The sequence below is a fragment of the Caballeronia sp. GAFFF2 genome (assembly GCF_023631485.1).
Lineage (GTDB): Bacteria > Pseudomonadota > Gammaproteobacteria > Burkholderiales > Burkholderiaceae > Caballeronia.
On sequence record NZ_JALQDA010000006.1, the window covers coordinates 133137 to 144824 of the forward strand.

10 protein-coding genes are annotated in these 11688 nt (G+C 59.9%); 3 read left to right on the forward strand and 7 right to left on the reverse strand.

The genetic code is table 11. The annotated features are described in order from the left end of the window. Positions 1-8 precede the first annotated feature (8 nt). The 6 genes from NCT04_RS03160 to NCT04_RS03185 all read right to left on the reverse strand — a co-directional run bounded on the left by NCT04_RS03160 (position 9) and on the right by NCT04_RS03185 (position 6679). A complete protein-coding gene (locus tag NCT04_RS03160; protein ID WP_250463438.1) occupies positions 9-1679 on the reverse strand; it encodes an ABC transporter substrate-binding protein in 1671 nt (556 codons plus the stop codon). Positions 1680-1794: 115 nt separating this feature from the next. Continuing rightward, positions 1795-2274, reverse strand: a complete 480-nt coding sequence (locus tag NCT04_RS03165; RefSeq protein WP_250463441.1) for a cupin domain-containing protein — start codon at positions 2272-2274, stop codon at positions 1795-1797. Between the two features lie 127 nt (positions 2275-2401). Then, positions 2402-4507, reverse strand: a complete 2106-nt coding sequence (gene fusA / locus NCT04_RS03170; protein WP_250463444.1) for an elongation factor G — start codon at positions 4505-4507, stop codon at positions 2402-2404. 259 nt (positions 4508-4766) lie between these two features. Then, positions 4767-5309: a DUF192 domain-containing protein gene (locus NCT04_RS03175; RefSeq protein ID WP_404989357.1), complete on the reverse strand. Its 543-nt coding sequence runs from the start codon at positions 5307-5309 to the stop codon at positions 4767-4769. Between the two features lie 235 nt (positions 5310-5544). Next, the gene (locus NCT04_RS03180; RefSeq protein ID WP_244827208.1) at positions 5545-5748 is read right to left on the reverse strand and encodes a hypothetical protein; all 204 of its coding nucleotides are present in this window, start codon (positions 5746-5748) and stop codon (positions 5545-5547) included. A 358-nt stretch (positions 5749-6106) separates the two neighbouring features. Next, positions 6107-6679 carry a pseudouridine synthase gene (locus tag NCT04_RS03185; RefSeq protein ID WP_244827971.1) on the reverse strand — a complete coding sequence of 191 codons (573 nt, stop codon included), beginning with the start codon at positions 6677-6679 and terminating at the stop codon, positions 6107-6109. A gap of 238 nt (positions 6680-6917) precedes the next feature. On the opposite strand from NCT04_RS03185, the gene icd reads away from it, so the two are divergent. Next, positions 6918-8174 (forward strand): NADP-dependent isocitrate dehydrogenase, encoded by a 1257-nt coding sequence (gene icd, locus NCT04_RS03190; protein ID WP_244827209.1) that lies wholly within the window; start codon positions 6918-6920, stop codon positions 8172-8174. A 160-nt stretch (positions 8175-8334) separates the two neighbouring features. On the opposite strand, the gene NCT04_RS03195 is transcribed toward icd, so the two are convergent. Next, complete coding sequence (locus tag NCT04_RS03195; RefSeq protein WP_244827210.1) at positions 8335-8541, reverse strand: cold-shock protein; 207 nt, start codon at positions 8539-8541, stop codon at positions 8335-8337. 522 nt (positions 8542-9063) lie between these two features. Here NCT04_RS03195 and clpS point away from each other — a divergent pair. Then, positions 9064-9378 carry an ATP-dependent Clp protease adapter ClpS gene (clpS, locus tag NCT04_RS03200; protein ID WP_244827211.1) on the forward strand — a complete coding sequence of 105 codons (315 nt, stop codon included), beginning with the start codon at positions 9064-9066 and terminating at the stop codon, positions 9376-9378. Continuing rightward, on the forward strand, positions 9375-11678 hold the full coding sequence (gene clpA, locus NCT04_RS03205; RefSeq protein ID WP_244827212.1) for an ATP-dependent Clp protease ATP-binding subunit ClpA: 2304 nt from the start codon (positions 9375-9377) through the stop codon (positions 11676-11678). Before clpS ends, clpA begins: the two co-directional genes overlap by 4 nt. Positions 11679-11688: the final 10 nt, after the last annotated feature.

Here is an 11688-nt window from a genome sequence, read left to right on the forward strand (position 1 = left end):
AACCTCCTTTAAGCCGCCGACACCGTCGCCCGGTCGAACCACATCTGCGAAATCGCATTGAAGCGCACGCCCGAAACATTGGCGCGCGTGACGATCAGCTGGTCGTAGAAGTACGGGATGATCACGGGCGTTTCATCGAGCAACAGATGCTGAATGTCGCCCGACACTTTCTTCTGCGATGCCACGTCGAGCGAGGCCACGAACTGCGCGACGAGTTTGTCGTAAGCGGGATTCTTGAAGTGCGCCGCGTTCCAGGTGCCGTCGCTCGTGAGCGGCGCGTTGAGGAACACGTTCGGCACGCCGCGATGCCCGTAGTCCGTGATGCCGAGCGGCGAATCCAGCCAGTCCGACTTGCCGAACGTGCCCGAGCCGTAATACAGATCCTGACTTTCGACCTTCAGCGTGATGCGGATGCCCACGGCCTTGGCCGCGTTCTGCACGACGACCGCGAGGTCAGGAATTTCCATGTACTTTTCGGTCGTGAGCGTGATGTCGAAGCCGTTCGCCACGCCTGCCTCGCCGAGCAGTTGCTTGGCCTTCGCAACATCGAGATGGCGCTGCGGCACGGAAAGATCGCTCGACGGAAACACGGGCGCAAACGGGCTGTCGTTGCCGACCGTCGCGCGGCCCTTGAACAGCCCTTTCACGATGACTTCGCGATTGATCGCCAGTGCCAGCGCCTGGCGCACGCGCTTGTCCTTGAACGGGCCGGTGTCGCAGCGCATGTGAATCTGCCGATGCGAGCTCGACTTCGCGCCCAGCACCTTGAACTGCGAGTTGCTCAGGATCGAGACGCCGCCTTGCACGGTGAAGTCGCCCATGACGTCGGCCTGGCGGCCTTGCATGGCGAGAAGCTGCGCCTGATGGTCCGCATAGAACGAGAAGTTCACGCGGTCCGGCAGCGCTTTCGCGCCCCAGTAGTCGAGATTGCGCACGAACGACGCGCCCACTTTCGGCGTGTACTTTTCGAGCTTGAACGCGCCCGTGCCCATGAAGGTCTTCTCGTACGAACCGGTGAAATTCGCCGGGAGAATGACGGCGTTGTAGTTGTCGGACGAAACGTAGTAGGGGAAATTGCCGTTGGGCGCGTCCAGATGAAACTCGACGGTGTGATCGTCGATAGCCTTCGCGGAATCCTTCGACAGCACGCCTTTCAGAACCGAGAGCGCGGCCGAACCGGCGTTCGGATCGGCCAGGCGGTTGAAGGTCGCGGCTACGTCCTTGGCGGTCATGGTCTGGCCGTCGTGGAACTTCACGTTCTGGCGCAGCTTGAAAGTCCAGACATCGCCCTTCGCATTCGACGACCACGACAGCGCGAGCGCGGGATTGAGCGCGAGCTTTTCGCTGTCGTCGTCGATCAGGAATTCGCCGGTTTGATTGATCAGCGCGAGACCCGAGGCATCGGTGACGGTGAGCGGATCGACGGCGCCCGCGGGCGTCAGATGCGCCACGCGAATGGTGCCGCCCGGCTTGGCCGCGGCCTGAGCGCGAGCGTTCGTCGCGCCGAGTCCAAGCAAGCCGCCAGCCGAAAGCGCGATACCCAGCACGCTCGCATGCCGCAATAACTCGCGGCGCGTAAGCCGGCCTGCCTTGAATTCGTCGATCGCATGATTACCCAGTTCGCCCGCATGAGTGCGCGCTGCGTCGAGGTGATGTGCGTCGGTCGAGGATTTCTTCATCGGTGGTCGTTCCGTATGCGGGTTGTCGTTATGCGTTCGGCCATGCGAAAAGCGTTGCCGCGTCGTTTCGAGGAAGCAAGGAACGGGCCGCATGCCAAGGCGTGCGGCCGGTATGTCAATGATCGCGCGGATGCTTGTGGATCGGGTCGACCCAGAAGACTTGCTCTGGCGCTTCCACGGCATCGATATTCAGGTTCACGACGACGGCTTCGTTGTCGCTGCGCACGAGCACGCATTCGAGCGGATCGTCGGTGCTCGCGTTGATTTCCTGATGCGGCACGTAAGGCGGCACGAAGATGAAGTCGCCCGGACCGGCTTCGGCGGTGAATTCGAGGTGTTCGCCCCAGCGCATGCGCGCCTGTCCGCGCACGACGTAGATCACGCTTTCGAGCGCGCCATGATGATGCGCGCCGGTTTTGGCATTCGGATGGATCGTGACCGTGCCCGCCCAGATTTTCTGCGCACCGACGCGCGCCGCATTGATCGCGGCCGCGCGGTTCATGCCCGGCGTCTGCGCGGTGTTGGGGTCGAGCTGGTCGCCCTTGATGACCTTGACGCCGTGCTCGCGCCAATCGGTGTGATGTGCGTCGCTCATAGTGGTCGTGATGGTCGTGGTGATCGCGTCGGGTTTGTCGTTTTGGTCTGCGGATAAAAAAAGTCCGTTGCCGCCACCAACAACGCGCGAGCAACGGACTTCCGATATTACACGTCTTAAGCGGCGATCATTTTCCTTTGGAATTGATGATCGCTTCGGACACGTTGGACGGCGTCTCGGTGTAGTGCTTGAACTCCATCGTGTAGGTCGCGCGGCCTTGCGTGAGCGAACGCAGCGAAGTGGAGTAGCCGAACATCTCGGCCAGCGGCACCTCGGCGCGCACGATCTTGCCGCCGCCGCCCGCGATATCGTCCATGCCCTGCACGATGCCGCGACGGCTCGACAGATCGCCCATCACGTTGCCCATGAACTCCTCGGGCGTTTCCACTTCGACGGCCATGGTCGGTTCGAGCAGCACCGGCCGCGCGCGGCGCATCGCTTCCTTGAACGCGATGGAGCCTGCCATGCGGAAGGCGTTTTCGTTCGAATCGACATCGTGATAGGAACCGAAGGTCAGCGTCACTTTGGTGTCGACGACCGGATAGCCCGCCAGCACGCCTGCCTTGAGCGTTTCCTGAATGCCCTTGTCGACCGCCGGGATGTATTCGCGCGGAATCACGCCGCCCTTGATGGCATCGACGAATTCGTAGCCCTTACCCGGGTCCGGTTCGAGCGTGATGACCGCATGGCCATACTGGCCGCGCCCGCCCGATTGCTTGACGAACTTGCCTTCCACGTCCGTGACCTTGTTGCGCACCGTCTCGCGATACGCCACTTGCGGCTTGCCGACCGTCGCTTCGACGCCGAACTCGCGCTTCATCCGGTCGACGAGAATTTCAAGGTGCAGTTCGCCCATGCCGGAGATGATGGTCTGACCGGATTCCTCGTCGCTCGTGACGCGGAACGACGGATCTTCCTGCGCAAGCCGGTTCAGCGCGATACCCATCTTTTCCTGGTCGGCCTTCGTCTTCGGCTCGACGGCCTGCGAGATCACCGGTTCCGGGAAGATCATCCGTTCGAGGATGATGACGTGGTTCGGATCGCAGAGCGTGTCGCCCGTGGTCGCTTCCTTGAGACCGACCGCCGCCGCGATGTCGCCCGCGCGCACTTCCTTGATTTCCTTGCGCTCGTTGGCGTGCATCTGCAGGATACGGCCGAGGCGTTCCTTCTTTTCCTTCACCGGGTTGTAGACCGTATCGCCGGAATTCACGACGCCCGAATACGTGCGGAAGAAGATCAGCTGGCCGACGAACGGGTCCGTCATGATCTTGAAGGCGAGGGCGGCGAACGGCTCGTCATCGCTCGGATGGCGTTCCGCTTCCTGGTCGTCTTCCGTGTGGCCAAGGATGGCGGGCACGTCCACCGGCGACGGCAGATAGTCGATCACCGCGTCGAGCATGGCCTGCACGCCCTTGTTCTTGAACGCGCTGCCGCAAAGCATCGGCACGATTTCGTTGGCGATGGTGCGTTGTCTGAGCGCCGCCTTGATTTCTTCCTCGGTCAGGCTTTCGTGGTTCTCGAGGTACTTTTCGAGCAGTTCCTCGTTGGCTTCGGCGGCGGCCTCGACCATCTTGCCGTGCCATTCGTGCGCGAGTTCCTTGAGGTTGTCGGGAATCTCCGCATAGGTGAACTTGATGCCCTGGCTGTCGTCGTCCCAGAGAATGGCCTTCATCTTCACGAGATCGACCACGCCCTGAAAGTGATCTTCCGCGCCGATGGGAATTTGAATCGGCACGGCCACGCCCTTCAGACGCTCGCCGATTTGCCGCTGCACGCGGAAAAAATCCGCGCCGACGCGGTCCATCTTGTTGACGAACGCAATGCGCGGCACCTTGTACTTGTTCGCCTGACGCCACACGGTTTCAGACTGCGGCTGCACGCCGCCGACCGAGTCGTAGACCATGCACGCGCCATCGAGCACGCGCATCGAGCGTTCGACTTCGATGGTGAAGTCGACGTGTCCCGGCGTATCGATGATATTGATACGGTGTTCAGGATAATTGCCCGCCATGCCTTTCCAGAAGGCCGTGGTTGCAGCCGACGTGATCGTGATGCCGCGCTCCTGCTCCTGTTCCATCCAGTCCATCGTGGCCGCGCCGTCGTGCACCTCGCCGATCTTGTGCGTCACGCCGGTGTAGAAAAGAATGCGCTCGGTGGTGGTGGTCTTGCCGGCGTCGATGTGAGCGCTGATGCCGATATTCCGGTAGCGCTCGATGGGAGTCTTGCGGGGCACGTGAACCTCCTTTGGAGTAGTAAGCCCTGGCGGCATGCGCATATTCCGTGCACGCCGCCACACGATTGCCGTCCGGGCTCGCAACGGCATCGCGATAATCTTTTCAGGATAGCGCGTTGGCAAGGTCTTTGCAGGAAACTCGCTGGAACGCTCCTGCGGCAATGGAAAAGGCTCGGAGACGGCCATATGCGGCCGGTATGGACGAAAAAAAGGCGCGTTCACGTGACGCGCCTCTTTATCTTTCCAGCGATTGCCGCGATTACTGTGCGGCCGGCAAGCCCGAAATCTTCGTTCCCGGCTTGATGCCTTTGGCCGTGAACCAGCCCTTGCTCATTTCGAGGGCATAAACGCCGTTGTTGCGCGGGCAATGGTTGTTCTCGGTTTCGGCTTGCATCTCGTCGATGTCGGTGACGGTGCCATCCGCGCGAATGAACGCGATCGACAGCGGGATCAGCGTGTTCTTCATCCAGAAGCAGTGGACCGCGTTTTCCTGAAACACGAAGAGCATGCCTTCGTTCGATGCAAGCTGCGTGCGATACATGAGGCCTTGCTCGCGATCGGCGTCGTTGGCGGCGACAGCGGCATCGATCACGAACATGCCGGCGGTGAGTCTTGCGCGGGGGAAATCGGAAGGCTGCTTGGCACCGGGCGGCATGGTCTGCGCTTGTGCTAGCGGCATTGCCGCAAACGGCAACAACAACGCAATAGTTAATGCTTGCACGGCGGCAAGCGCGCGGCTCGCAATGCGCGAACGCCAATTTGAATGATTCGGACCGAATGAAGACTTCAAGGCATGAAACAACGGAATCACGACGATGCTCCTTATCAAGAATCGATGCGCCGAGAATCCGGCAGGCTCACGGCAAACTCGCGAATGTTACTCGAAGCGCGTGCCATGAGGCGAGTCGATAAAACAAAAGGGCAGATGCCGTGTTGGCCATCTGCCCTTCAACGCCGTAAAGACGGCGATATTGCTCGTTATTGATTTTGCAGGTACTGCAACATCGAACTTCGCTATACCGCCTCTTACAACGAACTTACTGAGCTGCCGAAGCGGCTTCCGGTGCCGAAGCGGCAGCCTTCTTGTGCGCATGCTTCTTCGAGCTCTTGTGCGACTTGTGAGCCTTCTTTGCCGGTGCCGACGAAGCAGCAGCCGGAGCAGCAGCTTCCGGTGCCGATGCTTGTGCGAATGCAGCCGTTGCGAACAGGCCAGCGACGAGAGCAGCGATCAGTTTGTTCATTTGTGAATCCTCTAGCTTGAGTTGATTAACCAAACGACCCGGTCATGGAGTCATGTCGGTAAACGAGCCATCCACCTTTCGGTTGACAGTCGTATCGATGATTTGGTCTTCGATACAGCTGTGAGCGCTTTGACCTTTCAAATACCCTGGAGCACACAGCATATTCAATTGGTTTATCGCTCATGCCGGATAGCTTTGTTCGGCATCTGCGGTCCTTAACGCATCGCGTGAAGACTCGGTTGACGTCGTTTGAAAGAGATTTGCAAACGCGCGGCAAAAAGTTTCTCGGCGCTTTGCACGCGTGCTTACACGACACGCCATTTAAACGCACGACGTGACGCTTATCGTCGATAAAGCTTTAAGCGCGTCGCCACGGCGCACGCGCATTCACCTCGATGCATTCGCCCGGCGCGAGTCCGAGCGCGAAGATATCGAGTGCGCCGACAGCCACGCGCACGAGCCGCAACGTCGGATAGCCCACGGCTGCGGTCATGCGCCTGACCTGCCGGTTCTTGCCCTCGGTGATGGCGAGCTCGATCCACGTCGTGGGGATTGCCGCGCGATAGCGGATCGGCGGATTGCGCGGCCAGAGCGCGTCGCTATCTTCTTGGGCGACGAAGGCGCATTGGCACGGACGCGTCACGTAGTCGCCCAGATCGACGCCTTTCGCGAGATGCGCGAGCGCGGCATCGTCAGGGGCGCCTTCCACTTGCGCCCAATAACGCTTGACGAGCTTGTGACGCGGCTCGGCAATACGCGCCTGCAACGCGCCATCGTCGGTGAGTAATAGCAGGCCTTCGCTGTCGGCGTCGAGCCGGCCCGCCGGGTACACGCCCGGCGTCTTTACCCAGTCGCCGAGCGAGGGACGCGTTTCGTGCGCGGAAAACTGGCAGATGGTGCCGAAGGGTTTATTGAGCGCGATGAGCGGCATCGGAGGAAGGCGCGGCGGAATTCGAAGCGGCATCTTAATGCATAATGAGCCGCCCCCAATCCTGACGCGAGCCGACGCAAGCGCGACGCCAGGCTTCGAACGGCGACCGGCTGTACTCGCGCGTGGTTAGAATGCTGTTCTGGCCATGCTCGCGGGCGCCGTCGACGTTCATGGTCCGCGAATCGTCCGCACTATCGCGCCAGCTTCCATTCGAGCCCGGCCTTCTTTGGAGTCGACCATGCCGTATCAGCACATCCAGGTTCCGGCGGACGGTGAAAAGATCACCGTCAACGCGGATTACTCGCTCAACGTCCCGGATCAGCCGATCATCCCGTATATCGAGGGTGACGGTACGGGCGTCGACATCACGCCGGTCATGATCAAAGTGGTCGATGCGGCGGTCGAGCGGGCCTACGGTGGCAAGCGCAAGATTCAATGGATGGAGATCTTCGCGGGCGAGAAGGCGACGCGCGTCTACGGTCCCGACGTCTGGCTGCCGGACGAAACGCTCGACGTGGTGAAGGAGTACCTCGTGTCCATCAAGGGACCGCTCACGACGCCGGTGGGCGGCGGCATTCGCTCGCTCAACGTCGCGCTGCGCCAGCAGCTGGACCTCTACGTTTGTCTGCGGCCGGTGCGCTACTTCAAAGGCGTGCCTTCGCCCGTGCGCGAGCCAGAAAAGGTCGACATGGTGATTTTTCGCGAGAACTCGGAAGACATCTATGCGGGCGTTGAGTGGCCCGCCGAATCGCCGGAAGCGAAGAAGGTCATCCAATTTCTGCGCGAGGAAATGGGCGTGAAGAAGATCCGCTTTCCGGACTCGTCGGGGCTCGGCATCAAGCCGGTGTCGCGCGAGGGCACCGAGCGGCTCGTGCGCAAGGCAATTCAATACGCCATCGACAACGAGCGCCGCTCGGTTTCTCTCGTGCACAAGGGCAACATCATGAAGTTCACCGAGGGCGCGTTCCGCGATTACGGCTATGCGCTCGCGCAGAAGGAGTTCGGCGCGGAACTGATCGACGGCGGCCCTTGGATGAAAGTGAAAAATCCAAAGACGGGTGGCGATATCGTCGTCAAGGACGTGATCGCGGATGCGTTCCTTCAGCAGATTCTTCTGCGCCCGGCCGAATACGACGTGATCGCCACGCTGAACTTGAACGGCGATTACATTTCCGATGCGCTCGCGGCGCAGGTCGGCGGGATCGGCATTGCGCCGGGCGCCAATATGTCGGACTCGGTTGCAATGTTCGAAGCCACTCACGGCACCGCGCCGAAGTACGCCGGCAAGGATTATGTGAATCCGGGATCGGAAATTTTGTCCGCTGAGATGATGCTGCGTCATCTCGGCTGGACCGAGGCGGCGGATCGAATCATCGACTCAATGGAACAATCCATTCTGTCCAAACGCGTTACTTACGACTTCGCGCGTCTCATGGAAGGCGCCACGCAAGTTTCATGTTCGGGTTTCGGCGAAGTAATGATCGAGAATATGTGACAGCGCGGCCGCAACGAATCACCGGCATTTGCATTAAAACCCCAAGGGCTTAAAGTCTTTGGGGTTTTGTCTTTGGTAAAACGCGTAGAAACAGGCAATAAAAAAACCCGGCCTGGGCCGGGTTTCAAAGGCTTTGCGCTTCTTACGGTCAGTCCGCGTCTCAGACAGTGTCCTGGATGTTGGAAGCCTGCTTGCCCTTCGGTCCCTGGACAATCTCGAAGGAGACCTTCTGGCCTTCCTTGAGCGTCTTGAAACCGTTCATTTGAATCGCCGAGAAATGTGCAAACAGATCCTCGCCGCCTTCATCGGGCGTGATGAATCCGTAACCTTTCGCGTCGTTAAACCATTTGACCGTACCAGTAGACATTCGTACATCCCCTCTAACTCTCGTCGCAACCAGAGCACGCTCGAAAAGCTCGTCGGCCACCCCACTTTGTGAACCGCGTCCTCCTCACTAGCTCACCTCGGCTCTTTTTCTATTTCCGGAGGCCCCCGGAAAAAAGTGCCAGTTTGATTGTTGAATCTCTTAAATCGGGTGTCAAGGAAATTTTGAGATGGCCGTTAAGCTCGTTGTGTATGTCGCATTCGTAGGGTAATTCCTGCATTGCGTGTGCGCAGCCGCCCAAGCAAGCCATCTTGAAAAGTCGCATAATCGTCTCACTTGTGTGGTAGCCCGGCGGCCCCCGGCACCCGGCGTGCAGTTTGTTTTTTTTGAAGCTGTGCGATACTGGTTTCAACGAGGTGCAAGCGGGCCGCGCTGACGTGATAAGCAGCGGCAGGATTGAATGGACGTTCCATCTGCGAGGGTTGCAGCCAGCAGTAATATCGACCGGGTGACCGGCGCTGGTGCGACGATTGCGATGGAGTCGGTGTTGTTTAGAATGGGTGTATGGCGACAAATCCCAACAAGCAGGACGGCACGGTACTTGAGCGGCAGGAGCAGAAGCTCAAGCAGCCGGCGATGTACAAGGTAGTGCTGCTGAACGACGACTTCACGCCGATGGAATTCGTCGTGATGATCGTGCAGGAATACTTCAATAAGGATCGTGAGACTGCGACGCAGATCATGCTGAAGGTTCATCGCGAAGGCAGGGGAGTTTGTGGGGTCTACACGCGAGACATTGCGTCGACCAAAGTTGAGCAAGTCGTTAGCCATGCACGGCAGGCGGGTCATCCGCTGCAGTGCGTGATGGAGGAAGCATGATTGCCCAGGAACTGGAAGTCAGTCTGCACATGGCGTTTATGGAAGCACGTCAGGCGCGGCATGAGTTCATTACGGTCGAGCATCTCTTGCTCGCCCTTTTGGACAATCCGACCGCGGCTGAGGTGTTGCGTGCCTGCGCAGCCAACATTGAAGATTTGCGTCAGAACCTGCGCAATTTCATTCATGACAACACGCCGACCGTGCCCGGCACGGACGACGTCGATACTCAGCCGACGCTTGGTTTCCAGCGCGTGATTCAACGCGCGATCATGCATGTGCAATCGACCTCGAACGGCAAGAAGGAAGTGACCGGCGCGAATGTGCTCGTCGCGATCTTCGGCGAGAAGGATTCGCATGCGGTCTACTACCTGCAACAGCAGGGCGTGACGCGTCTCGATGTCGTGAATTTCATTTCGCACGGTATTGCCAAGAGCAGTAGCGGCGATGCGGCCAAGGCGAGCAGCGAGGCGAATCCGGAGTCGGAAGACGCCGCGGCGCAGAAGGAAACGCCGCTCGCGCAATTCACGCAAAATCTCAACCAAAGCGCGAAGGACGGCAAGATCGATCCGCTGATCGGCCGCGAGTCCGAAGTCGAGCGCGTGGTGCAGGTGCTGTGCCGTCGCCGCAAGAACAATCCGCTGCTGGTCGGCGAAGCGGGCGTGGGGAAGACCGCGATTGCGGAAGGCCTCGCCTGGCGCATCACGCGCGGCGAAGTGCCGGACATTCTGGCCGACGCTCAGGTCTACTCGCTCGATATGGGCGCGTTGCTGGCGGGCACGAAGTATCGCGGCGATTTCGAGCAGCGTCTCAAGACGGTATTGAAGGAACTGAAAGAGCGTCCGCACGCCATTCTGTTCATCGACGAAATTCATACGCTGATCGGCGCTGGCGCGGCTTCGGGCGGTACGCTCGACGCGTCGAACCTGCTGAAGCCGGCGTTGTCGTCGGGACAGTTGAAGTGCATTGGCGCGACCACGTTCACCGAATATCGCGGCATCTTCGAGAAGGACGCGGCGCTTTCGCGGCGTTTCCAGAAGGTCGATGTCACCGAGCCTTCGGTCGAGCAGACAGTTGCGATTCTGCGCGGTTTGAAGTCGCGTTTCGAAGAGCACCACGGCGTGAAATATTCGTCGGGCGCGCTGTCGGCGGCGGCTGAACTGTCGGCGCGCTTCATTACGGATCGTCATCTGCCGGACAAGGCGATCGACGTGATCGACGAAGCGGGCGCGGCCCAGCGCATTTTGCCGAAGTCGAAGCAGAAGAAGACTATTGGAAAGAGCGAGATCGAAGAGATCATCTCGAAGATCGCGCGCGTCCCGCCGCAAAGCGTGTCGCAGGACGATCGCAGCAAGCTTCAGACGCTCGATCGCGACCTGAAGGCGGTCGTGTTCGGTCAGGATCCGGCTATCGATGCGCTGTCGGCGTCGATCAAGATGGCGCGTGCGGGTCTCGGCAAGATGGACAAGCCGATCGGCGCGTTCCTGTTTTCCGGCCCGACCGGTGTCGGCAAGACCGAAGTCGCGAAACAACTGGCGTTCACGCTGGGTATCGAGTTGTTGCGCTTCGACATGTCGGAATACATGGAGCGTCACGCGGTGAGCCGGTTGATCGGCGCGCCGCCGGGCTACGTCGGGTTCGACCAGGGCGGTTTGCTGACCGAGGCCGTCACGAAGAAGCCGCATTGCGTGCTGCTGCTGGACGAAATCGAGAAGGCGCACCCGGACATCTACAACGTGCTGTTGCAGGTGATGGACCACGGCACCTTGACCGACAACAATGGCCGCAAGGCGGACTTCCGCAATGTCATCATCATCATGACGACGAACGCGGGCGCCGAGGCCATGGGCAAGGCGGTGATCGGTTTCACCGCGAAGCGCGAGTCGGGCGACGAAATGGCCGACATCAAGCGGATGTTTACGCCTGAGTTCCGCAACCGGCTGGATCAGATCATCAGCTTCCGTTCGCTGGACGAGGAAATCATCCTGCGCGTGGTCGACAAGTTCCTCATGCAACTGGAAGATCAGCTGCACGAGAAGAAGGTCGACGCGGTCTTTACCGACGCATTGCGCAAGCATTTGGCGAAGCACGGTTTCGATCCGCTGATGGGCGCGCGACCGATGCAGCGTCTGATTCAGGACACCATCCGCCGCGCACTCGCCGACGAGTTGTTGTTCGGCAAGCTGCTCAACGGTGGTCGCGTGACGGTGGACGTCGATGCGGAAGACAAGGTGCAACTGACCTTCGACGAAAACACGGCTCCGCCGCGTAATCCGAATCCGGAAGCGATCGAGGTAGATTGAGCTTTTTGCG